Raw genomic sequence first — 26,187 nt, 5'->3', positions numbered from 1 at the left:
ATAACGGGATCCCGGTATCATTGCGAATTAACACTAAGGCATTAAAATCTAGGGTTGGTCTTTCTCTTTAAAGATACGCCCGTGTCAAACCAACCCATTCTCTCCCTGTCCGGCATCGTCAAACGATACGGCAATCAGACGGTGCTGAACGATTTCTCCCTGGAGATCGCCAACGGCGAGTTCTTCACGATCCTGGGGCCCTCCGGCTGCGGTAAAACCACGGTACTGCGTCTGTGTGCCGGCTTCGAGCTGCCCAACGAGGGGCGCATCGAGCTGGACGGCACCGACATCGCCCAGGTGGCCCCAGAGGCCCGTCCGGTCAACACCGTGTTCCAAAGCTACGCCCTGTTTCCCCACATGTCGGTGTTCGACAACGTGGCCTTCGGCCTCAATATGGCCAAGGTGGACAAGGCGGAGATCGCATCCCGGGTGAACGACGCCCTGGCGATGGTGCGCCTGGCGGAGTACGCCGACCGGCGCCCCCACCAGCTTTCCGGCGGCCAGAAGCAGCGGGTGGCCATCGCCCGGGCGGTGGTCAACCGTCCCAAGGTGCTGCTGCTGGACGAGTCCCTCTCCGCCCTGGACGCCAAGCTGCGCCAGCAGATGCAGGTGGAGCTGAAGATGCTGCAGCGCCAGCTGGGGATCACCTTCATCTACGTCACCCACGACCAGGAAGAGGCGCTGTCCATGTCCGACCGCATCCTGGTGATGGACGGTGGCGTGGCCCAGCAGGTGGGCACCCCGCGAGAGATCTACGAATCCCCCCAGAACCTGTTCGTGGCCTCCTTCATCGGAGAGATCAACGTCTTTGACGGCGAGATCATCGAGCAGCTGGAGGATCTCAAGTACGTGGCCAAGATGGCCAACCACCAACGGGAGATCCTCACCGATCAGGTGTTCAACGTCGGCGATCAGATCAAGATTTTGCTGCGCCCGGAGGATCTGCGCATCGAGTACATCGAGGACGCGCCGGACAAGCCCGGCTTTATCGGCCAGGTGCGGGAGCGCAACTACAAGGGCAAGACCCTGGACTCCATCATCGAGCTCAACAACGGCATGCGGGTGCACGCCAGCGAGTTCTTCGACGAGGACGATCCGGACTTCGACTACCGCCTGGGCCAGAAGGTGTGGGTGGACTGGGTGCACGGCTGGGAGCACGTCATCAAATCGGAGTCCCAGCTCTGATGACCCGCTATCTGCGTTTCCGCCCCCTGGTGGTGACTCTGACCCTGACCTGGCTCGGGGTCTTCGTGCTGGCTCCCCACCTGCTGGTGCTGATCACCAGCTTCCTGACCCCGGACAGCGAGCACCTGGCGGTGTTTCCTGTCACCCTGGAGAACCTGCGCAAGCTGTGGAACCCCCTCTACCTGGGGGTACTGTGGGACAGCCTGGTGCTCTCCTTCTACGCCACGGTGATCTGCCTTCTGGTGGGCTACCCCTTCGGCTACATCGTCGCCAAGCTGCCCCGGCCCCAGCGCCTGCTGGTGCTGTTTCTGATGATCGTGCCCTTCTGGACCAACAGCCTCATTCGCACCTACGCCATCAAGATCATCCTGGGCAACAAGGGGCTGGTGAACCGCTTTTTGGAGGCCATCGGCCTCATCGACGGCCCCCTGCCCCTGCTCTACACCGAGTTCGCGGTGATCTTCGGCCTGGTCTACATCCTGCTGCCCTTCATGATTTTGCCGCTCATCTCCAGCTTCGAGAACCTGGATCAGAGCCTGCTGGAGGCGGGCAAGGACCTGGGGGCCGGCCCGGTGCGCCGCTTCTGGCACATCGTACTGCCGATGACCATGCCGGGGATCGTCGCCGGCTGCCTGCTGGTGTTCCTGCCGGCCATGGGGATGTTCTACGTCGCCGACCTGCTGGGCGGGGCCACCAATCTGCTGCTGGGCAACGTCATCAAGAACCAGTTCCTGGTGCTTAGGGACTGGCCCTTCGGCGCCGCCATCAGCATCGCCCTCATCGTCATGATGGGGATCATGCTGGCGGCCTACTACTACGCCAATCGACTGGTGCAGCGCCAGGGGGGACTCGATGACTCGAATCTCTAAATGGCTGCTGGTGGGCCTGGTGTTCTTCTACCTCTACCTGCCGATGGCGGTACTGGTGGTCAACTCCTTCAACAAGTCCAAGTACGGCCACAAGTGGAACGGCTTCAGCTGGCGCTGGTACGAGCGGCTGTTCAACAACGACGCCCTGATGCAGGCCTTCACCCACTCCCTGACCGTGGCAGTGCTGGCCGCCACCGCGGCGACAGTGATCGGCACCCTGATGGCCCACGCCATCCACCGCTACCGCTTCCGTTTGAAGCCCGCCGCCAGCGGCATGCTGTTCGTGGTGATGATGTCGCCGGACATCGTCCTGGCCATCACCTTCCTGGTGATCTTTATGGCCATGGGGGTGCAGCTGGGGTTCTGGAGTCTGCTGCTCTCCCACATCACCTTCTGCCTGCCCTTCGTGGTGATCACCGTGTACGCCGCCCTCAAGGGGTTCGACAAGAACCTGGTGGACGCCGCCCGGGATCTGGGGGCCAGCGAAAGCCAGGTGTTCACCCGCATCATCATGCCCATGGCCGGCTCCGCCATCGCCGCCAGCTGGCTGCTCAGTTTTACCCTCTCCCTGGATGACGTGATCATCAGCTCCTTCGTCACTGGCCCCAGTTACGAAGTGCTGCCCATCCGGGTGTTTTCCATGGTGAAGGTGGGGGTCTCCCCGGAGGTCAACGCCATCGCCACGCTGTTGCTGGGCATCTCGCTCATCATGACTCTGCTTATCTCGCTGCTGACCAGGAGAAAATACAATGAAAGCCGTTAAGCTGCTGTGCGCCGCCGGCCTGCTGGCCCTGACCGGCGCCGCCCAGGCCCAGGAAAAGGTGGTGGTCTACAACTGGACCGAGTACGTGCCCGATGGCCTGCTGGCCCAGTTCACCAAGGAGACCGGGATCCAGGTGGAGTACGCCACCTTCGACAGCAACGAGGTGATGTACTCCAAGCTCAAGCTGCAAAAGGGCACCGGCTACGACGTCATCGTCCCCTCCACCTACTTCGTCTCCAAGATGGCTCAGGAGGGTCTGCTGCAGTCCATCGACCACACCAAGCTGTCCAACCTCAAGCACCTGGACCCGGCCATCCTGGATCAGCCCTACGATCCCAAGAACCAGTACAGCCTGCCCTACGTCTGGGGCAGCACCGGCATCGGCATCAACGTCGATGAGGTGGACGCGGAAGGGATCACCAGCTGGAAGGATCTCTGGGATCCCAAGTGGCGCCGCAGCCTGCTGCTGACCAACGACGTGCGCGAGGTGTTCCACATGGCCCTGCGGATCAACGGTCACAGCGCCAACAGCACCAACCCAGAGGAGATCAAGCAGGCCTACGAACTGCTCAAAGAGCTGATGCCCAACGTGCTGGTGTTCAACTCCGATGCCCCCCGCGAGCCCTACCTGGCAGGGGACGTCAACCTCGGCATGATCTGGAACGGCGAGGTGATGATGGCCCAGGAGGAGGAGGAGGCGATCCAGTACATCTACCCCAAAGAGGGCGCGGCCCTGTGGGTGGACAGCTTCGCCATCCCCGCCGGCGCGGCCAACGTGCAGAACGCCCACAAGTTCATCGATTTCATGCTGCGCCCCGACGTGGCAGTGCAGGTGGTCGAGTACCTGGGTTACACCACCCCCAACGAGACCGCCATCGGCATGCTGGATGAGGAACTGCGCACCAACCCGGTGATCTTCCCGCCGGACGAGGTGATCGCCCAGGGCGAGTTCCAGGAGGACGTGGGGGACGAGGCGCTGGCCCTCTACATCCAGTACTGGGAGAAGCTTAAGACCGGCCGATAAAGGGCGCCGAGTCGCACAATCCCAGCCCGTAGCGTCCCAAGGCGTTACGGGCTTTGTTTTTTTCGCCATAATGCCAGGCAACTCCTGGGGGCCTTTCGATGCGCACAGACGATCTCAAACTCTTTATGGCGGTGGTGGAGCTGGGCAGCTTCTCCGCCGTGGCCGAAGCCTGGGACCTGCCCCGGGCCAACGTCAGCCGACGCATCGGCGAGCTGGAAAAACGGCTCGGGGGCACCCTGTTCACCCGCACCACCCGGAAATTGAGCCTCACCCCGGTGGGCCAGGAGCTCTACCAGCGCTTCGAGTCGCTGATGCCCATGCTGGACGCCGCCCTGGACTCGGTGCGCCACCAGAGCCAGTCGCCGGTGGGCAAGGTGCGCCTGGGGGTGCTGCCGGAGGCGGAGGTGATCCTCCACCCACTGCTGCAGCAGTTTATGAGCCGCTACCCCGAGCTGCGCCTGGAGGTACTGATCAGCACCGTCGGCTACCACGACATCGTGAACCTGGGGCTGGATCTCTGCCTTCATGCCGGCCCCATGGTGGACTCCAGCCACATCGCCCGTCCCCTGGGCCGCTTTGGCCGGCGTCTCTACGCCAGCCCCGACTACCTGGCCACCCACGGCCGCCCCACCACCCTGGAGGCCCTGGCACACCATCGCCTGCTGGGCTTTCGCTGGCCCGATGGCCGGGTGGAGCACCATTGGCAGTTTGAACAGGCCCAGGTGCCGGTCAATGCGGCGCTCATCAGCAACAGCATGACCTACCTGCGCCGGGCCACGGTGGACGGCACCGGGATCAGCCACCTGCCGGAGCTGATGGCGATGCAGCACCTGCAAAACGGTGAGCTTGAGTTGCTGATGCCGGAGCTGGTCAGCCCCCAGGAGGAGGTGTGGCTGGTCTACCGGGATCGCCTGAGCCTGTCCCAGGGGGCCCGGCTGTTGCTTGAGTGGCTGCTGGAGTACGTGCCCGAATTGACCCAGTCCGCCTGAACCGGCCCTGTTGATAATGCCCTGTTTCTCATACCTTTCTGCCAGGGGGTTCGCTCAACCCTTGGCATGAACCTGATGCAAATAAGCCACTTTCCTTTACAGTTCAGACACTTAACGGCTTATGTTTGCTTGCGTCGGACTGATGCCATTTTTGTCTCATATTTTGAGACAGTAAGTCTTGCCCCGGGGGGATTTTCTCGCCCTATAGGTTCAATAGAATGCGCTCCATCCTGAACCTGGAGATCCCTCTCGATGAAACTGCGCACCCTCGCCGTGTTGGTGGCCCTGGGCCTGACCGGCTGCAGCAACGACACCCCTCAATCCAACCCCGGCGCCCCCGGCCGCCTGGTGAACGTGGTCACCCTGGACGGCAGCGAAGCCGCTTACCGTCAGTTCAGCGGCGTGCTGGAGGCCCGACAGCGCTCGGACCTGGCCTTTAAAGTGGCCGGCCGTTTGGAGCCGATGGTCGTTCAGGTCGGTGACCGGGTCGAGGCGGGGCAGCTGCTGGCCCGCCTGGAGTCCCACGACTACACCCTGACGGTCAAGGAGTTGGAAGCGCGATTGAGCGAGGCCCAAGCCACCTGGCGCTTGGCCCGCAATGAGCTGGCCCGGGTGGAGCAGGCCACCGCCGACAACGCCATGGCGGACGTCAATCTGGACCGCGCCCGCACCGGCGAAGCCCGGGCCGCGGCCGCGGTGGTGGTGATGGAGCGCAACCTGGAGAAAGCCCGGGATGGCGTGCGCTACACCGAGCTGCGGGCGCCCTTTGCTGGCCAGGTGGGCCAGCGCTTTGTCGAGGCCCATGAGCTGGTCAGTGACGGCCAGCCCATACTGTCACTGCACACCCCGGATGCCCTTCAGGTGGTGCTCGACGTCCCCCACAGCCAGCTGACCCGCTTCCACCAGGGCCAGTCCGCCCAGATCCACTGGTTTGGCAGCCCCGAGCGGGTTGCTGCCGTGGCCACCGAGGTGGCCAGCCTGCCCCACCCCATCAAGCGCACCTACGCCGTGACCTTCGCCCTGGATGACCGCCCCGCGGCGCTGTTTGCCGGCAAGGCGGTGCAGCTGCGCCTGGTGGACACCGAGGCCCCGGCCCAGCACTGCGTGCCCGCTTCGGCACTGACCACCGGCGCAGGCCAAAGTCAGCTGGTGCGTCTGAGCGACCACCAGGCCGAGCCGGTGCCGGTCGAGGTGCTGGAGCAGGGGCCGGAGCGGGTCTGTGTGACGGGCGATCTTAACGCCGGCGACCGGATCGTGGTGGCAGGCGCCCACTACCTCAAGGCCGGCGATCCCATCGACGCCTGGCGGGAGGTGCGCCGATGAACCTGGCCACCTTCGCCATCCGCCAGCGCACCTTCGTGGTGTTCTTCACCGTACTGTGCACCCTGGTGGGGCTCTACTCCTATTTCGACCTGGGCAAGCTGGAAGACCCCACCTTCACCGTCAAAAGCGCCGCCGTGGTGACCCTCTACCCCGGGGCCAGCGCCCAGGAGGTGGAGCGCCTGGTGACCGACAAGGTGGAGACCCGGCTGCAGGAGATGGGCAACCTGTGGAAGCTGCGCTCCCTCTCCCAGCCGGGGATCTCCACGGTGCTGGTGGATCTCAAAGAGTCGGTGAGCTCCGAGGCCCTGCCCCAGGAGTGGGACCTGCTGCGCCGCAAGGTCAACGACGTCAAACTGGAGCTGCCGGCCCAGGCCCAAATTTCCGTGGTGATGGACGAGTTCTCCGAGGTCTACGGCATGCTCTTCGCCGTGGTGGGGGAGGATCTCTCCATGGCCGAGCTCAAGGACCACGCCCGGGATCTGCAGCGCCAGCTCAACACCATCGACGGCATCAAGAAGGTGGCGCTGCACGGCGTAGTGGAGGAGGAGATCAGCATCGAGATCCCCCAGGAGCGCCTGGCCCAGAATGGCCTGACCCTGGCCGACGTGCTGACCCAGCTGGGCAGCCACAACCTGACCGTGGATGCCGGTGCCTTCGATCTGGGCAACCGCCGCCTGCGGGTGGCCCAGGCGGGCCACTTCGACAGCGTGGCCGAGATTGAAAACCTGATGCTCAAGGGCAGCCTGGGGGAGCTGGGCCACGGCCTAGTCCGCCTGGGGGACATCGCCACCGTCAGCCAGACCGAACAGAACCCGGCGCTCAACCGCAGTCGCTACAACGGCGAGCAGGCCATCGTCCTGGCGGTCAGCCCCACCGAAGGGGTCAATGTGGTGAGCCTGGGGGACGGGCTCACCCGGGTGCTGGCCGACTTCGACGCTGGCCTGCCCCTGGGGGCCCAGGTGGAGGTGATCGCCTTCCAGCCGGATGAGGTGAACAAGTCCATCAACGACTTTGTCAGCAACCTGCTGCAGAGCCTGGCCATCGTGGTGGGGGTGCTGCTGATCTTTATGGGCTGGCGCAGCGCCAGCATCGTTGGCGTCAGTTTGCTGCTCAGTATCCTGCTGACCCTCATCTACATGAACCTGGCCGGGGTGGACCTGCAACGGGTCTCCCTGGGGGCCTTTATCCTGGCCCTGGGGATGCTGGTGGACAACGCCATCGTCATCACGGATCTCTTCCAGGCCAAGCTGAAGGCCGGGCAGGAACGGCTGCAGGCGGCCCAGGAGTCGGTCAGCGAGATGGCCTGGCCCCTGCTCGGGGCCACCGTCATCGCCATCATGGGCACGGCGCCGGTGCTGTTCTCCCAGACCGATGCGGCGGAGTTCTCCCTCTCGGTGGTACAGGTGATCGCCAGCTCCTTGCTGCTCTCCTGGCTGGTGGCCATGACCATCACCCCGCTGATGTGCTGGGCCTTCCTGCCCGAGCCGAAGGCCGGTGACACTCGGCCCGGCCCCCTGGCGGCGCGCTTCGAAACCCTGCTGCGCTTAAGCGTGCGCCACCCGAAGAAAACCCTGGCCAGCGTGGTGCCCATGCTGCTGCTGACCCTGGCGGCGCTGCCCTTTATCCAGGTGAACTTCATCCCCACCTCGGACCGCGCCATGGTGTTCCTGGATTACTGGGCCCCCAACGGCGGGCGCATCGAGGACACCGCCGCCGACATGGCCAAGATCGAAGCCTGGCTGGCCGAACGGCCGGAGGTGACCAACTTCGCCAGCTTTATCGGTGCCGGGGCCCCGCGCTTCTCGGTCACCGTGGAGCCGGAGGGGATGGACGGCGCCTATGGGCAGATCCTGATCAACACCCGGGATTTCGACGCCATCGCGCCCCTGGTGCGCGCCGGTGACACCTGGCTGGCCCAGACCTTCCCCGACGCCGAACCGCGCTTTCGGGACCTGAAACTGGCCACCAAGGACAAGTTCAGCGTCGAGGCGCGCTTCCTGGGGCCGGACCCGCAGGTGCTCCAGTCCCTCTCCGCCCAGGCCGAGGCGATCCTGGCCGCCCACCCCAACGCCCGTTACGTGCGCAACGACTGGCGCCAGGAGAGCCCGGTGCTGGTGCCCGTGCTCAACCAGGAGCAGGCCCGCCTGGCGGGGATCACCCGCACCGACGTGGCCCAGGCCCTGCAACGGGCCACCGACGGTCAGCTGCTGGGCCAGCTGCGCCAGGGGGACAACCTGCTGCCCATCAAGCTGCGCAGCGCCAACGCTTCCCTGGATCAGCTGCACGATCTGCCGGTGCGCTCCGCCTTGAGCCCCATCAGTGTGCCCCTGGGCCAGGTGGTGGACGAGTTTGAGCTGCGCGGCGAGCAGAGCCTCATCTGGCGCCGGGACCGGGTGCGGGCCATCACCGCCCAGGCCGGCGTCGCCGACGCCACCCCGGCGGAGCTGCGCAACGCCGTGGCGGAGCAGATCGAGGCGATCCCCCTGCCCCCGGGCTACCGCTTCGAGTGGGGCGGCGAGTATTACGATGAGAAGCGGGCGGTGGACGACATCCTGGCCCAGACCCCCAAGGCCCTGCTCATCATGTTCATCATCCTGATGGGGATGTTCAGCGCCTACCGCCAACCGCTCATCATCTTCGGCACCGTGCCCCTGGCGATGATGGGGGTGGCCGGCGGATTGCTGCTGTTCGGCAAGCCCTTCGGCTTTATGGCCATCGTCGGGGTGATCTCCCTCTCCGGCATGATCATCAAAAACGGCATCGTGCTGATGGACCAGATTGAGCTGGAGCGCCGCGCCGGCAAAGCGCTGGAGCCGGCCATCGTCGACGCCACCTTGAACCGCACCATGGCGATCTCCATGGCGGCACTGACCACGGCCCTGGGGATGATCCCCCTGCTCAGCGACCAGCTGTTTGACCAGATGGCGGCGGCCATCATCGGCGGCCTCTGCGTGGCCTCCCTGCTGTCGCTGCTGATCATGCCGGCCCTTTATCGGCTGCTCTTTGCCGAGCCCGCCCCCCAAACCCAACCGGAGTTGTCCCATGCGTAAGTTGAGTGTCCTCCTGATCAGCATGGCGCTGGCCGGCTGTTCCGTGACCCCCGAGTACCAGGCCCCCACCACTGAGGCCGGTGATCTCTACCTCAACCAGGCGGTGGCCGGCGTGGCCGGCGCGCCCATCGAGGATGAGGCCTGGTGGCGCCGCTTTAACGACCCGGAGCTGGATGCCCTGGTGGCCAGCGTGCAGCAGCAGAACATCTCGCTGCAGCTGGCCCAGCAGCGGATCCAGAGCGCCCGGGCTTACCGCAGCGCCGTGGCCACCGCCAAGATCCCCACCGTCAGCGTCGGCGCCGGTTACCACCACGCCCGACTGAGCGAATACGATCCCCTGCTCGGCGGCGCCCTCACCGCCACCATGCCGGATCTGGGCCAGGGGGGTGCCGTGCTGCCCCCTGCCGGTCAGGATCTGAACCTGCTGGATCGGGACAACGGCGCCTTTGTGGTGGGCGCCAACGTCAGCTGGGAGATGGATCTGTTTGGCCGCCTGGACGCCATGGACCAGCTGGCCGGCATTCGCCTGGAGCAGGCCGAGATCCTGCGCCAGGGCACCCTGACCATGGTGACCACCGAGGCGGTGCACAACTACCTGCAGTACCGCGGCGCACAGGCCCGCCTGGCCATCGCCGAGCGCAACGTCGAGGAGCAGGAGGTGATGGTGGCCCTGGTCGAGCGGCTGCAATCCGCCGGTTACGGCTCCGAGCTGGACCGGGTGCAGGCCGAAGCGCTGCTGGCCGCCACCCGCGCCAGCCTGCCACTGCTGCGTACCGCCGAACAGGCCCACCTGGGGCGCCTGGCCACCCTGCTGGGCGAGGGGGTATCCGACACCCAGCAAAGGTTCAGCGCTCGCCCCCTGCCGCGCATCGAAGGGCGGGTGCCGGTGGGCCTCAAATCCGAGCTGCTGCAGCGTCGTCCCGACATCGCCCTGGCGGAGCGGGAGATGGCGGCGGTCAACCAGGAGGTGGGGGTGGCCATCGCCGCCCGCTACCCCAAGGTGTTCCTCACCGGCTCCCCCGCCAGCCTGGCGGAGAACTTTGAGGACCTGTTCAGTAGCGGCTCCGAGGCCTGGCTGGCCTCCGTGGGCGTGCAGTGGACCCTGTTCGACGGCGGTCGGGGTCAGGCCCTGGTGGAGATGCAGGAGGCCCGCTTCCAGCAGGCGGCGCTGAGTTACCAGTATCAGGTCAACCAGGCCTTCAACGAGGTGGAGACGGCGCTGATGGCCTACGGCAACCAGCAGGGCCACCAGAGCCAGATTGACACCGCCGCCGAGCAGGCCCGTCTGGCCGCCGACAAGGCCCGTTCCCTCTACCGGGCCGGACTGGTGGACTTCCTGGCGGTGCTGGATGCCCAGCGTCAGGTCAACCTGATGGAGGACGCGGCCCTGGTGGCCCGGCTCAACACCGCCAACCACCTGGTGTTCCTGCACAAGGCCCTGGGCGGCGACTGGTCTGTGGTTCCGGACCCGGCCTGACGCGCCCCTGCGCCAAGCGGCGAAACACCCCACAACGCCCCGGCCATTGGCCGGGGCGTTGTGGCATCACGGTGTTCAGAATTGCGGACAAAAAGTAAAAACAACAAATCATAATGACAAGCATACTTGACATTAAGACAAGCTTTGACGATATTTTGATCACCAACCCATTGCGAGGAAGCGTGATGAACGTATCCACCTCCGATTTTGCCGCCACCCAAAGGCACAACGTCAAACGCCTGGCCCTGTGGACCGGCCTTTGGCTGCTCACCATGGCCCTGGCCAACTTCGGCCCACAGCTGTGGTGGGCCCCGCACAGCCTTTGGACCTGGGCGGCCATCGCCCTCAATCTGCTGGTGGGGGTGGGGATGATCCTGGCCAACAAGCGCCACCTGATGGGCCTGGATGAGATGCAGCGCCTAGTGCAGCTGGAGGCAATGGCGCTCACCCTGGGGGTGGGTCTGGTGGTGGGGCTGGCCTACAGCAACCTGGAAGTCAGCGGCCTGATCACCGGCCCGGCACAGATCAGCCACCTGGTGGTGATCATGGCCCTGACCTACTTGGTCGCCACCCTTTGGGGGCAGCGGAAACTGTCATGAAGAACCGGCTGAAGGTGTTGCGGGCGGAGCGCGACTGGACCCAGGCGGAACTGGCCCAGCGCCTGTCGGTCTCCCGCCAGACCATCAACGCCATCGAGAAGGGCAAATACGATCCCAGCCTGACTCTGGCCTTCAAGGCCGCCCGGCTGTTTGCCCTGCCCATCGAGGCGATCTTCTCCGACGAGCCGGAATAGAAAGGTTCATCGCGGATTTGGGGGGAAGGGCCCAGGCTTGCTCTGGTACCGAGTGAACACCGTAATCTAAATGAGTATTGTCGTTCCCGTTTTGGGTTGTCGCGCTGGTGAGCGTGAACGCGACCAAAGTACGAAGAACCATAAAAAAGGGCGCCAATTACGGCGCCCTTTTCGATTTCAGTTGGCTCAACGCTCCCAGCCCTGGGCGTTGTGGATCACCAGGTTGGCCATCATCTCGATGTGGTCATCGCGGTCGTTCAGGCAGGGGATGAACTGATAGCGTTCGCCCCCGGCCTCCAGAAACTCCTGCTTGCCCTCGATGGCCAGCTCCTCCAGGGTCTCCAGGCAGTCCACCGAGAAGGCCGGGGAGATCACATCCACCGAGGTGACCCCCTGCTTGGGCAGCGCCTCCAGGGTCTCATCGAAGTAGGGCTCCAACCAGGGCTCCTTGCCGAAGCGGGACTGGAAGCAGACCAGGTACTCCGACTCGGTCAACTCCAGCGCCTCGGCCAGGGCATGGGCGGTGGCCTCGCAGTGGGCCCGGTAGGGGTCCCCCTCGTCCACGTAGCGCTGGGGCACGCCGTGGAAGGAGATCAGCAGCTTGTCGCCCCGGCCCTCGGCCGCCCAGCTCTCCCGCACGGTGGCGGCCAGGGCGGCGATGTAGCCGGCATCCTGGTGGTAATCGCGGATCAGGCGGTACTCCGGCATCGCGCGCTTCTGCTTCAAGGTCGCGGCCAGGGCGTCCACCACCGCCCCGGTGGTGGAGCAGGAGTACTGGGGAAACAGCGGCAGCACCACCACCTTGTCCACCCCGGCGTCAGCCAGCTTCTCCAGCCCCTCGTTCAGGCCCGGCTTGCAGTAGGTCATCCCCAGCTCCACCGGCACCGTCTCGCCCAGGCGCTGTTGCAGGCGCTCGGCCAGGGCCTCCTGCTGCTTGAGGCTGTAGTACTTCAGCGGCGAGCCGGCCTCCATCCAGATCGACTGGTAGGCCTTGGCCACCCGCTTGGGTCGGGTGTTGAGGATGATGCCGTGCAGAATTGGCATCCACTGCCAGCGGGGCAGGTCCACCACCCGCTCGTCCGACAGGAACTGAGAAAGAAAGCATTTCACGCACTTGGGCGTGGGCTGGCAGGGCGTGCCCAGGTTGACCAGCAGGACGCCGTATCGGGATTGGTCCATGTAGATTACTAACTTGTTGTTTGTCGGTGATTACGCAGCAAGACTAGCACCGGATCAGGGAACAAAAAAACCCGGCGCCTCACGGATTTCTCAATCCCGTCAATCGGGCACAAAAAAGGCTTCCCGCGGGAAGCCCTTTTCGAGGTGTCGGCTCAGCCCAGCAGGCCGCCGATCTGGCCGGAAACGGCCTCAACGGACTGGGTGCCGTCCAGCTTGTGGTACTGGTTGGCGCCGCGATCGGCCGCCGCAGTGTAGTAGTCCACCAGCGGCTTGGTCTGCTCGTGGTACACCGCCAGGCGCTTGCGCACGGTGGCTTCTTCGTCGTCGGCGCGGATCACCAGGTCTTCACCGGAAACGTCGTCCTTGCCTTCCACCTTCGGCGGATTGAACACCACGTGGTAGACACGACCGGAGCCCGGGTGCACCCGACGGCCGCTCATGCGCTTGACGATCTCCTCGTCCGGCACGTCGAACTCGATGACGTGGTCCACGTCGATGCCGTTCTCGGTCATGGCGTCGGCCTGGGGAATGGTGCGGGGGAAGCCGTCCAGCAGGAAGCCGCCCTTGCAGTCGTCCTGGGCGATGCGCTCTTTCACCAGGCCAATGATGATCTCGTCAGACACCAACTGACCGGCGTCCATCACTTTCTTGGCTTCCAGTCCGAGGGGGGTACCCGCTTTGATGGCAGCGCGCAGCATGTCACCGGTGGAGATCTGCGGGATCCCGTATTTCTCCATGATGAACTGGGCTTGGGTGCCTTTGCCGGCCCCGGGGGCGCCCAACAAGATAATGCGCATGCGACTGTCCTCTGTGAATTCGGTCTGATCAGGAAATTCCCGGGATCTTGTCATAGCCGGCGGGCCATGTGAAGGGCCCGCCCGTTAGGCTTTGGTGGAATTTCCGTCGATTGCGTCGAAATCAGTACAGCAAGCCATAGAATTGACGCCGGAAGCGGGCCGCCACCGGGTCTGTCGGGCCCAGGGCCTTGACGATGTCGAGGAAGGTTTTGCGCGCCTCGCCGTCGGCGGCGTCCATCCGCTGACGCAGCAGGGCCAGCAGCCCCTCCAGCGCTTCCTCGTTGCGACCGGCCTGGTGCAGCTGCACCGCCAGCTCCACCACCAGGGCCTGGTTGTCCGGCTCCGCCGCCAGACGGTCCTGCAGGGAGCGGATCTCCGGGGTGTCGGCGGAGTCTTTGAGCAGCTCCAGCTGGGCCATCAGACTCTGGTAGCGGCTGTCCTGGTCCGCCAGGCCCACCTGGGCCAGCAGGGTTTCGGCTTCCTCGGCTTTTTTCAGTCCCAGCAGGGCCTCGGCCAGGGCCAGGCGGGTTTCGCCGTTGGCCTCCTCCGCCAGCGCCTCGCGCAGCAGCGGCAGGGCCTGGTCAAAGGCCTTGCTCTGCAGCAGCGGAGCGGCTTCCTGCAGCTTGACCTGCCAGGCCGCCGGCAGGTGCTTCTCCAGCACCTGGGCGATCATCTCCGCCGGCTGGGGGCCGGCAAAGCCGTCCACCGGCTGACCCTGGGAGAGGATCAGCACCGTGGGCAGCGCCTGGATGCGGAAGTACTGGGCCAGCTCCATCTCGGTGTCGCAATTGACGTTGGCCAGCACGAACTGGCCGACGCGCTGCTGGGCCTGGGCGGTCAGGGCATCGCTGACCCCCTGGCACTCCGGCACCTGGGTGGAGTGAAAATTCAGCACTACCGGGCGCTGCATGGAGGCTTCCACCAGCTGCTGGATGTTCTGGGCGTTGACGTCGACAATGAATTCTTGCATGAGGCTCTCGTTATCAGCAGCCCCGCCAAAGCGGGGCTGCGGGTCCTTGATCTAGTTTAGCGGCTCAGCTCGAGCCACAGGCTGTTGAGCTGGGCCACGAACTGGGAGGGATCCTCCAGGCTGCCCCGCTCCGCCAGGGTGGCCTGGGACAGCAGCAGCTGGGCCCAGGTGCCGAAGCGCGCCTCGTCGGACTCGTCCGCCAGCTTCTGCACCAGGGGGTGGTCCAGGTTCAGCTCGAACACCGGCTTGACCTCGGGTACCGCCTGGCCGGCCGCCTGCATCAGCTTGATCATCTGGCTGGACATGTCGTGTTCGTCCGCCACGATGCAGGCCGGGGTGTCGGTCAGACGATGGGAGACCTTCACCTCCTTGACCTGGTCGCCAAGGCTGGCCTGAAAGCGCTCCAGCAGCGGCTTGGAAGCCTCTTCCTGCTTCTCCTGCTCCGCCTTCTCCTCGTCGGACAGGTCCTCCAGGCCCAGGTCGCCACGGGTCACGGACACCAGTGCCTTGCCGTCGAACTCGGTCAGGTGGCTCATCAGCCATTCGTCGATGCGCTCGGACAGCAGCAGCACCTCAATGCCTTTCTTGCGCAGCAGCTCCAGGTGGGGGCTGTTCTTGGCGGCGTTAAAGCTGTCGGCAACGATGTAGTAGATCTTGTCCTGACCGGCTTTCATCCGCTCGAGGTACTGCTCCAGGCTGACGTTGGCGGTGGCCTCATCGTTGTGGGTGGAGGCGAAGCGCAGCAGCTTGGCGATCGCCTCCTTGTTGCCCATGTCCTCCGCCGGGCCCTCTTTGAGCACGGCGCCGAACTGGCTCCAGAAGGTCTGGTACTTCTCCTCGTCCTTGGCCAGCTTGGCCAGCATCCCCAGCACCCGCTTGGTCAGAGCGCTGCGCAGGGACTGGGTCACCTTGTTGTCCTGCAGGATCTCCCGGGAGACGTTCAGGGGCAGATCGTTGGAGTCCACCAGGCCCTTCACGAAGCGCAGGTACTGGGGCAGGAACTGCTCCGCCTCGTCCATGATGAACACCCGCTGGACGTACAGCTTGAGGCCGTGCTTGTTGTCCCGGTTCCACATGTCGAAGGGGGCGCGGGCCGGGATGTAGAGCAAGCTGGTGTACTCCTGCTTGCCCTCCACCTTGTTGTGGGCCCAGGTCAGGGGATCGTCCCAGTCGTGGGCCACGTGCTTATAGAAGGCCTGGTAGTCCTCATCGCTGATCTCGGACTTGGACAGGGTCCACAGGGCGGTGGCCTTGTTGACGGCACTCCAATGGCCCTCGGTGGCGGGCAGCGTCTCGCCGTTCTCTTCGCGCTCCGGGGTGCCCGCTTCCCACATCTCCACCGGGATGGCGATGTGATCGGAATACTTGGTGATGATCTCCTTGAGGCGCCAGTCGTCGAGGAACTCTTTCTCCTCCTCGCGCAGGTGCAGGACGATCTCGGTGCCTCGCTGGGGCTGGTGGATGTTGGCCACGGTGAAGTCCCCCTCACCGGCGGAGGTCCACTCCACGCCGGCCTCGGCGTCATGGCCGGCGGCGCGGCTGCGCACCGTCACCTTGTCGGCAACGATAAAGGCGGAGTAGAAGCCCACCCCGAACTGGCCAATCAGCTGGGAATCCTTGGCGGCGTCACCGGAGAGCTGGGCGAAAAAATCGGCGGTGCCGGACTTGGCGATGGTGCCCAGGTGCTCGATCACCTCGTCCCGGGTCATGCCGATGCCGTTGTCGGCGATGGTCAGGGTGCCGGCGTCCTTGTCCACCGACAGGCGCACCCGCAGCTGGCCGTCACCCTCGTAGAGATCGGCCTGCTCCAGCGCCTTGTACCTCAGCTTGTCCGCGGCGTCCGCGGCGTTGGACACCAGCTCCCGCAGGAAGATCTCCTTGTTGGAGTAGAGGGAGTGAGTGACCAGCTTCAGTAGCTGGGATACTTCGGTTTGAAAGCCGTGAGTCTCTTGTTGAGCGGACATGCATGTCTCCTGAAAAACAGAAAATTACCACGTTGTCCTGAAGATGGGGCCGGCCTGTCGCTTTTCAAGAGGGGAGCACAAAATCAGCCGGCGGGCGGCTGAATTTGCCACAGCGCCGCACCGGGCAGCACGCTTTGCGGCACCGGGGTGATGGTCACCGTATCCGATCCCAGGGGCAGTCGTCCCTGTTGGCAGTGGGTCAGTTCGGTTTGGCAGGCCTGGGTCTGCGCCCGGTCCAGCAAACGCTGCAGCAGGGGCTGACGGGCCCCGAGACGGCCGCGACGAAACTTCAGCTGGGTGTGCCTGTCGCACAGGTAGTGCTCCATGGCGGCGTTGGCAAAGGCCAGGGTGCCATTGGCGCGCACCACCGCCTGGGGGCACTCCGGGTGGCTCAGCCGGCTGTCCGCCAGGCGTGAGGCGATGCGTTCGTGGAGAAAGGGGGTGAGGGCCATGGCCTGGCGTAGATGGCGGCTGACCAGTTCGATCGCCTTGAGCTGGCCGGGGCAGAAATCACTCTGCTCCGCCCCGCGGTAGAGGCCCAGCAGGTGGTGACCGTGATCGGTGCTTAAGATGGAGCCGACGCTGTAGTGGCAATCGATGTCACCGAACAGCGTGGACAGCTCGGTGTCGGCGCGGCAGCGGCGCAGGGCTTCGTCCAGGATCACCACCTGGTTGCGCTGGCGACGGGCCTGCTGGTACCAGGGATCGCTGTGCCTGAGGCTCAAGTAGTGTTGCAGCCGGCCGGTGGAGAGGCTGGGATCGCCACAGGCGATGGGCAGCGCCCGGTAGGCTTCGGAACCTTTGGTCAGCAGGGCCAGAACCGCCCCACTGCCCCCCAGGGATCGTCGCAGGCCGTTCAGCCAGTCGTACCATCCCCCTTCAACCGCGGCGTCGTACGCCCCTTCGATGACCTGCCCTAACCACTCATCGCCCATCACACGCTCCTCGTTCTGGAAAGTGAAACAGCTGACTCGCAACTCGGTCGAAAAAACTTCACCGCTTCGACGCAGAAGGCTCAAATTATCGCCAGTGTCCCGGGCGGGCAACGGATAAGGTTGGGTATTTTCTGTGGATAAGTTATGGAAAAGTAAAAAGGCACAGAACTGTGCCTTTTTTCAATGATTTAGAGATCGCGTCGACCGCTAAATGAGAGCGCCAGCGTGGTGCCGTCCACGTACTCCAGCTCGCCGCCCACCGGCACGCCGTGGGCGATGCGGCTGACGCGGATCCCCAGCCCCTTGGCCATGTCGGCGATGTACTGGGCGGTGGCGTCGCCCTCCACCGTGGGGTTGGTGGCCAGGATCAGCTCCTGCCACTGGCCCCCCTGGAGCATCTGATCCAGGGTATCCAGGCCGATGTCATCGGGGCCGATGCCATCGAGGGGGGAGAGGTGCCCCATCAGCACGAAGTAGCGCCCGTCGTACTGGCCGGAGGATTCGATGGCCAGCAGGTCCGCCGGGGACTCCACCACGCACAGCTGCCCGCTCTCGGCGCGACGGGGGTTGTCGCAGATGGGGCAGCGGGGCTTCTCGGTGAAGGTGCGGCAGTCCTGACAGTGGCCCACGTCCCGCATCGCCTCGGACAGGGCCTCGCCCAGACGGGCACCGGCCACCCGGTCCCGCTCCAGCAGCTGGAAGGTCATGCGCTGGGCGGAGCGGGGCCCCACGCCGGGCAGACACTGCAGCGCCTTGATCAGGTCATCGACCAGGGGGCTGAATTTCATCAGAAGGGCAGCTTCATGCCCGGGGGCAGATTCATGCCGCCGGTCACCTCGGCCATTTTGGTCTTCTGGTCCTCTTCGATGCGACGGGACGCGTCGTTGATGGCGGCGGCAATGAGATCCTCGAGCATCTCTTTGTCGTCTTCCATCAGGCTCTCGTCGATCTCAACACGACGCACGTTGTGGGCACCGTTCATGGTGACCTTGACCATACCGGCACCGGCTTCGCCGGTGACTTCCATGGTGGCAATCTCTTCTTGAACCTGCTGCATGCGCTCTTGCATCTTCTGCGCCTGCTTCATCAGGTTACCCATACCGCCTTTACCAAACATATATCGGTCTCTCTAACTGGATAAGTGCCAAGAATGGCTGCACATGTTACCGCAACTGCCGGCCCGGACAAGGCCCTAGCCGGGGTTTTGATAACTCACCGACTCTTCGATAAGCCGGGCGTCAAACTCCGATTGTAGCCACTGGACCACGGGATCCTGCAGCAGATCCGCCTTGGCCTGGGCCAGGCGCTCCTGGTGCAGGCGCCGGCGGATCTCCAGTGGCGTCTCGCGCCCCTTAAGGGTCGCGTCCACGATTTTCAGGGTGATCCCTTGCTGCCACACCCGCTCCATCGCCTCCTTGAGCGGGCCGATCACCGCCTCGCTGTTGAGGTGGCGCTGCTCGCTGCGCAGATGCAGGGTCACCGCCTCGCCCTCGCGCTCCAACAGCGAGTTGATCGCCAGTTGCCGGGGGCGGGCCCCGATCCCCAGCTGGCTGATGGTCTGGTACCAGAGGGCGTCGGCTTCGTTGGCCGCCACCGGGCGCCCACCGGGGGCCTGCTCCTCGGCGGTCTCGGACGGGGTGGCCGGGACCGAGGCGGCCGGGGCGGGCTCGGCTTTGGGCTGCGCTTGCTGTTGCGGCGCGGCCTCAGCGGCCGGCGCAGGTGCTTGGCCGGTCTTCGCTTGCGGCGCCTCGGGCGTCTTCGGCGCGGGTTCACTGGGCGCGGCAGCCGCGCTCGTTACCGGTTCATCGGTGTCCCAGGGCGGCCGGTCCAGTTCGTCATTGACCGGCGTGGCCGCCGGGCTCGGCGCCTCAGTTTTGGTCTTGGGGGTCGCGGTGACCGGTTTGGGCGCGACCGTCACCGCCTCCGGCTTTGGGTCGTTGGGCTCCGCGGCTTTCAGCCGGGCCTGGATATTGCGCTGGTTGGACAGCGCCTGCTCGAGCAACCCCTGGATCCCGGCACCGCTCGCCGCAGACGGGGCGGCCTCGGCCACCGGGGCCGGGCGGGGTTCATTCGGCAGGGGGGACTCCATGGGGGCACCGCGTTCCGCTTCGGCCTGGGCCAGGATCATCTCCTGCTCCGCCAGCATCGCCAGCTCCTCCTGGGGCATCGGGATGGGGTCGGCCACCCTGCCCTGCCCCGCTTCGGCGGCGGATAGGATGGCGCTTTGCTCTTGGGCCAGCTCAGCGGCCTCGTCCGGCACCACCGGCGCTTGGGCCGGAGCCGATTGAGGGGCCGTCTCTTGCTGAGGCTGAACCGCCTCGGCCTTGGGTTCAACCTTCTCAGGCTGTTGCGCGGCGGCGGCCGCCGCAGCCTCGCTCGGTGCCACACTTGGGGCCGGCTCGGCTTTGGGCTCCGGCTTGGGCTTGGGCTCGGGCTTGGTTTCGGGCTTCGCCTCAACCGGCTGGGCCACGGGCGCCACAGCGCCCGGGGATACCGGGTGGTTCAGTTGGGGCTGGCGCGCCGCCATGGGCGGCGCCGCCTCCACAGGGGCAAAGGCCAGGGCCCGCAGCAGCACCATCTCGAAACCGCTGCGCGGGTCCGGGGCCAGGGCCAGGTCTTGACGCCCCTGGGTCAGCATCTGGTACCACAGCTGCACCTGCTCCCGGTCCAGTGCCTGGGCCAGGGTCTGCACCTCGGCCCCCTGCTCGCCCAGGTCCGCCGCCCGCAGGTTGAACTGGCACAGCGCCGCCTGGTGCAGCAGGGCCGCCATCTGCTTAAGCAGATCATCGTGATCCGGGGCGAAGGCGTCGATCTCATCGAGCACCGCCATCAGGGCTTCAGCCTGCCCCTGGGCCAGGGCCTTCAGCAGACGCAACGCGTAACCGGTATCCAGGGTGCCCAGCATCGCCTGAACCGCCCCCAGCTTCAGCGCACCACCACCGTGGGCGATGGCCTGATCGGTAAGGCTCATGCCGTCCCGGACACTGCCATCGGCGGCCTGGGCCAGCAGATCCAGCGCCGCGGGCTCGCAGGCAATGCCGTCTGCCGCCAACACCTTGGCCAGGTGGGCGCTGATCCGCGCCGGAGTGACGCTTTTGAGGTTGAACTGCAGGCAGCGGGAGAGCACGGTGACCGGCAGTTTCTGCGGGTCTGTGGTGGCCAGCAGGAACTTCACGTGCGGTGGTGGCTCCTCCAGGGTCTTGAGCAGGGCATTGAAGCTGTGACGGGAGAGCATGTGCACTTCGTCGATCAGGTAGACCTTGAAGCGGCCCCGCACCGGCTGGTACTGGACGTTGTCCAGGATCTCCCGGGTGTCGTCCACCTTGGTGCGCGACGCCGCGTCGATCTCCAGCAGATCGACAAACCGCCCCTCGCTGATCTCCTGGCAATGGCTGCACTGGCCGCAGGGGGTGGCGGTGATGCCGGTCTCGCAGTTGAGGCCTTTGGCCAGCAGGCGGGCGATGGAGGTTTTGCCCACGCCGCGGGTGCCGGTAAAGAGGTAGGCGTGGTGGAGGCGGTTCTGCTCCAGGGCGTGGGTCAGGGCCTTGAGGACGTGCTCCTGGCCCACCACCTGATCAAAGCTGGCCGGGCGCCATTTGCGCGCCAGTACCTGATATGACATGTCTCTCCTCAAAGTGAGGGCAAAGGTGCTGATGTTGGGATGCTAACACAGGGCCCGCCAAGTACGAAAAAGCCGGGCAGATGCCCGGCTTTTTCCTGTGCGCAGGGACTTACTCGCCCTCGAACTCACACAGGGTGACGACGTTCAGCCCCAGGGCCTTGAGGCGGGTTTCGCCGCCCAGGTCCGGCAGGTTGATGATAAAGGCCGCGTCGGTGGCCTCGCCGCCCAGGCGGCGAATGAGCTTGACGGTGGCGTCGATGGTGCCGCCGGTGGCCAGCAGGTCATCCACCACCAGCACCTTGTCGCCGGCTTCGATGGCGTCGATGTGCATCTCCAGGGTGTCCTGGCCGTACTCCAGCTCGTAGGACTCCGCCACGGTCTCGCGGGGCAGCTTGCCGGGCTTGCGCACCGGCACGAAGCCCAGACCCAGCTGGTGGGCCAGGGGGGCGCCAAACAGGAAGCCGCGGGCCTCGGTGCCCACCACCTTGGTGAACCCCTGGTCGCGGTAGTGTTCCGCCAGCAGATCGATGCTCAGGCGAAACGCCTCGGCGTCCTCCAGCAGGGAGGTGACGTCACGGAACAGGATCCCCGGCTTGGGGTAATCGGGAATGGCTTTGATGCTGTCTTTGATCAGCGCCAGTGATGCTTGGTTCATTGCGTAATCGGGTCTCTTGGGTGGCCACAGCCACGACACAAAAAAGCCCAGTGGCGTCGGCCTTCCTGGACTGCGTCGCCGAAGCGATATGGGGGCTAAGCTTAAGCAGCTTGCCGGGGGGATGCAACCGCGTCCGGGCCGCGCCGTTCTCTCCGGTGTACCTGCCCACCAAGGGGTCAGTGTAACTCAGTCGTTGCTGGCGAAGGGGTGCGGTGGATCACAGGGTGGGGGATGGAAGCCGCCTCAAGACGGCTTCCAAGCGGCTTAGGAGCCGAGGATCTTCAGCCAGGTCAGGGTGGCCGGCAGGGTCGGGATCAGCAGGACCGCCAGCAGGCCCAGGAAATGGAACAGGTTGAAAGGTTCTTTGAAATTGTTATCAGCCACGACTGTCATACTCCCAGGTTGATGTGCGCGGGCATTCTAGCGTGACGCAGGTCACACAAACACCCCCTGGGAGTAGGGCTTATTTTTTCGCCAGGCGCAGTATGCCCCGTTGGGCCATCTGCTCAAGGATCTGGGACAGTCCCGCGGCCAGGGCCGCCGGGTCCATCTGCGGCAGCATCGCCGCCATGCTCTGGCGCAGTTGATCCGGTGTCACCCCGGGCTGCTCGGAGACCAGCATCAGCAGCTGGGTGGTGAGCGGATTAAGCTGACTGAACTGCACCTCCTCTGCCTCATCGCGATACAGCAGCAGGAAGGTGGGCTCGGGTTCGGGCTCGGGGTGGCTTGGACTGATGCACTGCACCGGGTAGTCGTAGGTGCCCAGTGCCGAAGCGCGGTAGAGGCACAGGGGAGTGTCGTCGGCTATGGCGCTCAGCGTCGGCTGATCCGTCACCGCCTCCTGGGTGTCCACCCACAGCTCCAGGTACTCGTACTGGGCCAGCTCGGCCTCGAAGGGCCAGTCCGCCTCCTCCAGCCCCTCCAGGTACTCCAGGAAGGCCCGGGCGATGTCGACAAACAGCGGGCTGTGGCAGTCATGCTCGGCAAAGAAGTGACGCAACCGCTGCTGCCAGCGGGCCGGGGCGTGGAGACTTTTGAGCACCGGAAAGGCGTTGTTGACGAAGCCGGAGACGTTGTTGAAAAACAGCTCCCGGTAGACCGCCATATGGCGAGCGTCGGTCCCCTTGGGGGGCGTGCCCGCCTCGGGGGCACGGATGTAATCGATGAAGGCCTGCTGCACCTGGGTAAACTCGCTCATGCCGAAGCCCTCCTCGGCTCGGCCGCCCTCTGGTAACCGGCGATGGTGGCCACCTCCTCCAGAAGCTCGCTCATCGGGGGCAGGTTGAAATCCCGCTCCAGCAAGGTGGGGTGCACCCCGTGGTCCTCGTAGGCCTGGGCCAGCAACTGCCAGACCGGATCAATCACCGCCGCCCCATGGGTGTCGACGATAAGATCCTCCGCCTCGTTGTAGTGGCCGGCCACGTGCAGGTAGCGCACCCGTTCGCTGGGCAAGGCCCGCAGAAAAGCCGAGGCGTCGTAGCCGTGGTTGACGCTGTTGACGTAGATGTTGTTCACGTCGAGCAGCAGCTGGCAGTCGGCCTCCTCCAGCACCGCTTTGAGGAAGGTCAGCTCGTCCAGCTCCGCCCCCGGGGCGGCATAGTAGGAGACGTTCTCCAGCACCAGGGGCCGCTCCAGGATCTCCTGCACCACCCGCACCCGCTGGGCCACGTGGTGAACCGCCGCCTCGGTAAAGGGGATGGGCATCAAATCGTAGAGGTGGGCATTGCCGGAGCAGTAGGAGAGGTGCTCGGAGTAGAGCGCGATGTCGTGCTCATCCAGGAAGGTTTTGACCTGCTTGACGAAGTCGGTGTCCAGCGGCGCCGGAGCACCGATGGAGAGTGACAGGCCGTGACAGACGAAGGGGCGCTGCTCGGTCAGCTGGCGAAACTGGCGCTTGAGGCGGGGATTGATCCGCATCCAGTTCTCCGGGGCCACCTCCATAAAGCCGATGGCCTCCGGGATCCCGTCCCGGACCAGTCCCTCCACCATCTCCCGTCGCAATCCCAATCCGGCACCCTGAACCTCGGCCATACACTGCTCCTTCGTGTTGCAACAAAAAGGCTGGCCGAAGCCAGCCTTACTTCAAGTAACGTACCGGGGTTTAGGCGCTGCCGCCACACTTCCCTTCGCCGCACTTGCCTTCTTTACCTTTGGCTTCGCCGCCGCACTTCCCTTCGCCGCACTTGCCTTCGCCGCCTTTACCTTCGCCGCCGCACTTGCCTTCGCCGCACTTGCCTTCCTTGCCTTTGCCTTCGCCGCACTTACCTTCGCCGCACTTGCCTTCCTTACCTTTACCTTCGCCGCACTTGCCTTCACCGCACTTGCCTTCGCTGCCTTTGTCGCCGGTGATCTGGTAACCGGCCTGCAGATCGTCGATGGAGAAGGGGTTGGCTTGAGCGCTGCCCACGGCCATGGTTCCGCCAACGACCAGGGCACCCAACGCGGCGGCAACAGTGGTTTTCTTAACAGTTTTCATCATGTGTTCCTTCAATCGGTTGAAACCAATGTTCGTTCCAGCGGCCGTTTGACCCTGGCTCAGCAAAGAAGACCCCACGCCCGGCGTCTTCATTTCACACCATAACAACATTTTTTTTACTCGCCACCTTTTTGCTCTTTTTTTGACCGCCGATATGGTGTAGGGCGACGAAGCTGGTACACTTGCCGCCCCCCGACCCAGCCAGGAGCTGACACACCACTATGCGAGTGATTTTGGCGCCGATGGAGGGCGTACTGGACCACCGGATGCGCCAGCTGTTGAGCGAACTCAACCCCTACGATCTCTGCGTCACCGAGTTCGTCCGGGTGGTGAGCCAGCCTGTCTCCGACAAGGTGTTCTACCGCCTGGCCCCGGAGCTCAAACGCGGCGGCAAGACCCGCAACGGCACCCCGGTGCGGGTGCAGCTGCTGGGCCAGGATCCGGACTGGCTGGCCCACAATGCCGCCCGGGCCATCGAGCTGGGCTCCCCCGGGGTGGACATCAACTTTGGCTGCCCGGCCAAGACGGTGAACCGCTCCAAGGGCGGCGCCGTGCTGCTCAAAGAACCGGAGCTTATCTACCGAATCGTTCAGGCGATGCGCCAGGCGGTGCCCTCGGATCAGGTGCTCAGCGCCAAAATTCGCTTGGGCTGGGATTGCCACAGCCGCACCATGGAGATCGCCCAGGCCATCGAATCCGCCGGTGCCAACGAGCTGGCGATCCACGCCCGCACCAAGGCGGACGGCTACCGGGCCGAGGCGATCAAGTGGGCCGCCATCGCCCCGGTGGCCCAGGCACTGTCGATCCCGGTGATCGCCAACGGTGAGATCACCGACTTCGCCGCGGGCCAGCGCTGCCAGCAGGCCTCCGGCTGCACCGATCTCATGCTGGGTCGGGGTGCCTTGAGCGTGCCCAACCTGGCGGCGGTGGTGAAAAACGACGTGGCTCCCCTGAGCTGGAGTGCGATCCAAGGGGTGTTGACGGAGTACGTGGCGCTGGAGGTCAGCGGCGACAAGGAGCGTTATTTTCCCAATCGCATCAAACAGTGGTTTGGCTTTTTGCGCCAGGCCTATCCGGAGGCGGACGCCCTGTTCGGGCCGCTGCGTCGCTTAAAGCGCAGTGAGGAGATCATCGCCCTGCTGGAGGCGGCCTGAGCTAAGAAACACCCGGCTCTAAAAAGGAAGGCCCCGCAAGTGCGGGGCCTTTTTGATGCGCTTACTGGCGTTCGAACTCCAGCAGCAGGGTCTCCCCTTTCCACCACTGCAGCTTGCCATCCTGCTCCACGGTGCGATCCGCCTCGGCAAAGTGCTGCATCATCACCTGCTCCTGACGGGCCAGGTTGTCCGGACAGGCCACCAGGGTCATCCCCGCCTGTTGCAGCCAGAGGGCATCCCCGGCGGGCACCACGGAGGCGAAAAACTGGTTGCAGCCGCTGTTGCCATTGGCGCGCCCCTCCTCCATCTCCAGCACCAGGTAGGGCGGACGGCCGTCGTAGAGGCCCTGAATGCTGTCGATGCCGTCGATCTTGGCCAGGGACCATTGACCACTCCAGGCGGCGAACTGACTGCCGGGCACGTCGCGGTAGGCTTGAAGCACCACCTGGCCGCCGGAGAGGATCTGCAGGCGGCCGTGCTCGATGCGGTAGCCGTCGGCACTGGCCATCAGGGCCCCGTAATCCTGCTCCATCTTCGCCACCGGCGCCGGACAGGCCATGCGGGTGCTCATCTGGGGGCCAAAAGGCTGCCCCTGAGCGGGCCAGGCACCGTTGACCTGGTTGCAGCCAAAGCTGGTGCTCAGCTGTTCGCCGGTCACCGTCAGGGTGGGCTTGGCCGGGCCCGGAGTGGGCATCAGGGCCTCGCCATTGAGTTGACCGATGCGCCATTGTCCCTCGTAGGGTGAGGGGCCGGTGTCGGTGGCCGCACAGCCGGTCAGTACCAGGGCCAGGGAGGCCAAAGCAATGGGTTTCATGATGATTCCCTGTCTTTTGAGAAGGTTAAAGAAATTAGCCTAGCAGTAAGAGCCTGGCAATGGCTCGATGGTTTCGTCGGAGTTCGGCTGACGCCGTGAAGGGGATCACAAAAGCCAATAAAAAAGCCCCGCCAGGGAGACGGGGCTT

The 26,187-nt window shown here is 64.9% G+C and carries 24 protein-coding genes; 11 read left to right on the top strand and 13 right to left on the bottom strand.

Going from position 1 to position 26,187, the window contains the following annotated elements; translation table 11 throughout:
• The first annotated feature begins 81 nt into the window (after positions 1 to 81).
• The 10 genes from potA (at position 82) to KUV81_RS01910 (ending at position 11,473) form a co-directional block, all read left to right on the top strand.
• The gene (potA, locus tag KUV81_RS01955) at positions 82 to 1,185 is read left to right on the top strand and encodes a spermidine/putrescine ABC transporter ATP-binding protein PotA (protein WP_222542160.1); all 1,104 of its coding nucleotides are present in this window, start codon (positions 82 to 84) and stop codon (positions 1,183 to 1,185) included.
• Positions 1,185 to 2,054, top strand: a complete 870-nt coding sequence (gene potB, locus KUV81_RS01950) for a spermidine/putrescine ABC transporter permease PotB (RefSeq protein WP_222542159.1) — start codon at positions 1,185 to 1,187, stop codon at positions 2,052 to 2,054. The genes potA and potB overlap by 1 nt, the downstream gene beginning before the upstream one ends.
• On the top strand, positions 2,038 to 2,817 hold the full coding sequence (gene potC, locus KUV81_RS01945) for a spermidine/putrescine ABC transporter permease PotC (RefSeq protein WP_222542158.1): 780 nt from the start codon (positions 2,038 to 2,040) through the stop codon (positions 2,815 to 2,817). Before potB ends, potC begins: the two co-directional genes overlap by 17 nt.
• On the top strand, positions 2,804 to 3,841 hold the full coding sequence (locus tag KUV81_RS01940; RefSeq protein ID WP_222542157.1) for an extracellular solute-binding protein: 1,038 nt from the start codon (positions 2,804 to 2,806) through the stop codon (positions 3,839 to 3,841). The genes potC and KUV81_RS01940 overlap by 14 nt, the downstream gene beginning before the upstream one ends.
• A 98-nt stretch (positions 3,842 to 3,939) precedes the next feature.
• Positions 3,940 to 4,830, top strand: coding sequence for a LysR family transcriptional regulator (locus tag KUV81_RS01935; RefSeq protein WP_222542156.1), 891 nt, complete (start codon positions 3,940 to 3,942; stop codon positions 4,828 to 4,830).
• 252 nt (positions 4,831 to 5,082) lie between these two features.
• Positions 5,083 to 6,153, top strand: a complete 1,071-nt coding sequence (locus KUV81_RS01930) for an efflux RND transporter periplasmic adaptor subunit (RefSeq protein WP_222542155.1) — start codon at positions 5,083 to 5,085, stop codon at positions 6,151 to 6,153.
• Positions 6,150 to 9,203 (top strand): efflux RND transporter permease subunit, encoded by a 3,054-nt coding sequence (locus KUV81_RS01925; protein ID WP_222542154.1) that lies wholly within the window; start codon positions 6,150 to 6,152, stop codon positions 9,201 to 9,203. Before KUV81_RS01930 ends, KUV81_RS01925 begins: the two co-directional genes overlap by 4 nt.
• Positions 9,196 to 10,680: an efflux transporter outer membrane subunit gene (locus tag KUV81_RS01920; protein ID WP_222542153.1), complete on the top strand. Its 1,485-nt coding sequence runs from the start codon at positions 9,196 to 9,198 to the stop codon at positions 10,678 to 10,680. The genes KUV81_RS01925 and KUV81_RS01920 overlap by 8 nt, the downstream gene beginning before the upstream one ends.
• Before the next feature lie 185 nt (positions 10,681 to 10,865).
• Positions 10,866 to 11,279 (top strand): hypothetical protein, encoded by a 414-nt coding sequence (locus KUV81_RS01915; RefSeq protein ID WP_222542152.1) that lies wholly within the window; start codon positions 10,866 to 10,868, stop codon positions 11,277 to 11,279.
• Positions 11,276 to 11,473: a helix-turn-helix transcriptional regulator gene (locus tag KUV81_RS01910; protein ID WP_222542151.1), complete on the top strand. Its 198-nt coding sequence runs from the start codon at positions 11,276 to 11,278 to the stop codon at positions 11,471 to 11,473. Before KUV81_RS01915 ends, KUV81_RS01910 begins: the two co-directional genes overlap by 4 nt.
• Positions 11,474 to 11,659: 186 nt before the next feature.
• On the opposite strand, the gene hemH is transcribed toward KUV81_RS01910, so the two are convergent.
• The 12 genes from hemH to KUV81_RS01850 form a co-directional block, all read right to left on the bottom strand.
• A complete protein-coding gene (gene hemH, locus KUV81_RS01905) occupies positions 11,660 to 12,652 on the bottom strand; it encodes a ferrochelatase (RefSeq protein WP_222542150.1) in 993 nt (330 codons plus the stop codon).
• Between the two features lie 152 nt (positions 12,653 to 12,804).
• Entirely contained in the window at positions 12,805 to 13,449 is a 645-nt protein-coding gene (gene adk, locus KUV81_RS01900) for an adenylate kinase (protein WP_222542149.1), read from the bottom strand.
• Between the two features lie 121 nt (positions 13,450 to 13,570).
• On the bottom strand, positions 13,571 to 14,419 hold the full coding sequence (locus KUV81_RS01895) for a co-chaperone YbbN (RefSeq protein ID WP_222542148.1): 849 nt from the start codon (positions 14,417 to 14,419) through the stop codon (positions 13,571 to 13,573).
• 56 nt (positions 14,420 to 14,475) lie between these two features.
• Positions 14,476 to 16,383: a molecular chaperone HtpG gene (gene htpG, locus KUV81_RS01890; protein WP_222542147.1), complete on the bottom strand. Its 1,908-nt coding sequence runs from the start codon at positions 16,381 to 16,383 to the stop codon at positions 14,476 to 14,478.
• Positions 16,384 to 16,466: 83 nt separating this feature from the next.
• Positions 16,467 to 17,318, bottom strand: a complete 852-nt coding sequence (locus KUV81_RS01885; protein ID WP_222542146.1) for a hypothetical protein — start codon at positions 17,316 to 17,318, stop codon at positions 16,467 to 16,469.
• A gap of 188 nt (positions 17,319 to 17,506) precedes the next feature.
• Entirely contained in the window at positions 17,507 to 18,106 is a 600-nt protein-coding gene (recR, locus tag KUV81_RS01880) for a recombination mediator RecR (RefSeq protein ID WP_222542145.1), read from the bottom strand.
• Positions 18,106 to 18,435 carry a YbaB/EbfC family nucleoid-associated protein gene (locus KUV81_RS01875; protein WP_222542144.1) on the bottom strand — a complete coding sequence of 110 codons (330 nt, stop codon included), beginning with the start codon at positions 18,433 to 18,435 and terminating at the stop codon, positions 18,106 to 18,108. The genes recR and KUV81_RS01875 overlap by 1 nt, the downstream gene beginning before the upstream one ends.
• A 75-nt stretch (positions 18,436 to 18,510) precedes the next feature.
• Entirely contained in the window at positions 18,511 to 20,940 is a 2,430-nt protein-coding gene (dnaX, locus tag KUV81_RS01870) for a DNA polymerase III subunit gamma/tau (protein WP_222542143.1), read from the bottom strand.
• A 109-nt stretch (positions 20,941 to 21,049) separates the two neighbouring features.
• The gene (gene apt / locus KUV81_RS01865; RefSeq protein ID WP_222542142.1) at positions 21,050 to 21,595 is read right to left on the bottom strand and encodes an adenine phosphoribosyltransferase; all 546 of its coding nucleotides are present in this window, start codon (positions 21,593 to 21,595) and stop codon (positions 21,050 to 21,052) included.
• Positions 21,596 to 22,058: 463 nt separating this feature from the next.
• Complete coding sequence (locus KUV81_RS01860; protein ID WP_222542141.1) at positions 22,059 to 22,793, bottom strand: DUF2063 domain-containing protein; 735 nt, start codon at positions 22,791 to 22,793, stop codon at positions 22,059 to 22,061.
• Positions 22,790 to 23,626: a DUF692 domain-containing protein gene (locus tag KUV81_RS01855; protein ID WP_222542140.1), complete on the bottom strand. Its 837-nt coding sequence runs from the start codon at positions 23,624 to 23,626 to the stop codon at positions 22,790 to 22,792. The genes KUV81_RS01860 and KUV81_RS01855 overlap by 4 nt, the downstream gene beginning before the upstream one ends.
• Positions 23,627 to 23,696: 70 nt before the next feature.
• Entirely contained in the window at positions 23,697 to 24,071 is a 375-nt protein-coding gene (locus KUV81_RS01850) for a hypothetical protein (protein WP_222542139.1), read from the bottom strand.
• 221 nt (positions 24,072 to 24,292) lie between these two features.
• Between KUV81_RS01850 and dusC the strand changes: the two genes are divergently transcribed.
• Positions 24,293 to 25,225: a tRNA dihydrouridine(16) synthase DusC gene (dusC, locus tag KUV81_RS01845; RefSeq protein WP_222542138.1), complete on the top strand. Its 933-nt coding sequence runs from the start codon at positions 24,293 to 24,295 to the stop codon at positions 25,223 to 25,225.
• A 61-nt stretch (positions 25,226 to 25,286) separates the two neighbouring features.
• Here the strand turns inward: dusC and KUV81_RS01840 are convergent, their stop codons facing one another.
• Positions 25,287 to 26,039, bottom strand: a complete 753-nt coding sequence (locus KUV81_RS01840) for an META domain-containing protein (protein ID WP_222542137.1) — start codon at positions 26,037 to 26,039, stop codon at positions 25,287 to 25,289.
• Positions 26,040 to 26,187 lie beyond the last annotated feature (148 nt).

Origin of the sequence: Ferrimonas balearica (genome assembly GCF_019802085.1) — a bacterium.
Lineage (GTDB): Bacteria > Pseudomonadota > Gammaproteobacteria > Enterobacterales > Shewanellaceae > Ferrimonas > Ferrimonas balearica_B.
The sequence above is the reverse complement of the archived record's forward strand: the minus strand, read 5'-3'. Positions and strand labels throughout refer to the sequence as shown.

What these genes read in the sequence shown, in the direction of transcription:
- potC (WP_222542158.1), top strand. Translation starts at nt 2,038, where the DNA reads ATGACTCGAATCTCTAAATGGCTGCTGGTGGGCCTGGTGTTCTTCTAC.
- KUV81_RS01885 (WP_222542146.1), bottom strand. Translation starts at nt 17,318, where the DNA reads ATGGGCGATGAGTGGTTAGGGCAGGTCATCGAAGGGGCGTACGACGCC.
- apt (WP_222542142.1), bottom strand. Translation starts at nt 21,595, where the DNA reads ATGAACCAAGCATCACTGGCGCTGATCAAAGACAGCATCAAAGCCATT.
- KUV81_RS01840 (WP_222542137.1), bottom strand. Translation starts at nt 26,039, where the DNA reads ATGAAACCCATTGCTTTGGCCTCCCTGGCCCTGGTACTGACCGGCTGT.
- adk (WP_222542149.1), bottom strand. Translation starts at nt 13,449, where the DNA reads ATGCGCATTATCTTGTTGGGCGCCCCCGGGGCCGGCAAAGGCACCCAA.
- dnaX (WP_222542143.1), bottom strand. Translation starts at nt 20,940, where the DNA reads ATGTCATATCAGGTACTGGCGCGCAAATGGCGCCCGGCCAGCTTTGAT.
- KUV81_RS01920 (WP_222542153.1), top strand. Translation starts at nt 9,196, where the DNA reads ATGCGTAAGTTGAGTGTCCTCCTGATCAGCATGGCGCTGGCCGGCTGT.
- KUV81_RS01935 (WP_222542156.1), top strand. Translation starts at nt 3,940, where the DNA reads ATGCGCACAGACGATCTCAAACTCTTTATGGCGGTGGTGGAGCTGGGC.
- KUV81_RS01915 (WP_222542152.1), top strand. Translation starts at nt 10,866, where the DNA reads ATGAACGTATCCACCTCCGATTTTGCCGCCACCCAAAGGCACAACGTC.
- KUV81_RS01910 (WP_222542151.1), top strand. Translation starts at nt 11,276, where the DNA reads ATGAAGAACCGGCTGAAGGTGTTGCGGGCGGAGCGCGACTGGACCCAG.
- hemH (WP_222542150.1), bottom strand. Translation starts at nt 12,652, where the DNA reads ATGGACCAATCCCGATACGGCGTCCTGCTGGTCAACCTGGGCACGCCC.
- KUV81_RS01895 (WP_222542148.1), bottom strand. Translation starts at nt 14,419, where the DNA reads ATGCAAGAATTCATTGTCGACGTCAACGCCCAGAACATCCAGCAGCTG.
- KUV81_RS01930 (WP_222542155.1), top strand. Translation starts at nt 5,083, where the DNA reads ATGAAACTGCGCACCCTCGCCGTGTTGGTGGCCCTGGGCCTGACCGGC.
- dusC (WP_222542138.1), top strand. Translation starts at nt 24,293, where the DNA reads ATGCGAGTGATTTTGGCGCCGATGGAGGGCGTACTGGACCACCGGATG.
- KUV81_RS01860 (WP_222542141.1), bottom strand. Translation starts at nt 22,793, where the DNA reads ATGAGCGAGTTTACCCAGGTGCAGCAGGCCTTCATCGATTACATCCGT.
- KUV81_RS01925 (WP_222542154.1), top strand. Translation starts at nt 6,150, where the DNA reads ATGAACCTGGCCACCTTCGCCATCCGCCAGCGCACCTTCGTGGTGTTC.
- KUV81_RS01940 (WP_222542157.1), top strand. Translation starts at nt 2,804, where the DNA reads ATGAAAGCCGTTAAGCTGCTGTGCGCCGCCGGCCTGCTGGCCCTGACC.
- potB (WP_222542159.1), top strand. Translation starts at nt 1,185, where the DNA reads ATGACCCGCTATCTGCGTTTCCGCCCCCTGGTGGTGACTCTGACCCTG.
- KUV81_RS01875 (WP_222542144.1), bottom strand. Translation starts at nt 18,435, where the DNA reads ATGTTTGGTAAAGGCGGTATGGGTAACCTGATGAAGCAGGCGCAGAAG.
- KUV81_RS01855 (WP_222542140.1), bottom strand. Translation starts at nt 23,626, where the DNA reads ATGGCCGAGGTTCAGGGTGCCGGATTGGGATTGCGACGGGAGATGGTG.
- htpG (WP_222542147.1), bottom strand. Translation starts at nt 16,383, where the DNA reads ATGTCCGCTCAACAAGAGACTCACGGCTTTCAAACCGAAGTATCCCAG.
- recR (WP_222542145.1), bottom strand. Translation starts at nt 18,106, where the DNA reads ATGAAATTCAGCCCCCTGGTCGATGACCTGATCAAGGCGCTGCAGTGT.
- KUV81_RS01850 (WP_222542139.1), bottom strand. Translation starts at nt 24,071, where the DNA reads ATGAAAACTGTTAAGAAAACCACTGTTGCCGCCGCGTTGGGTGCCCTG.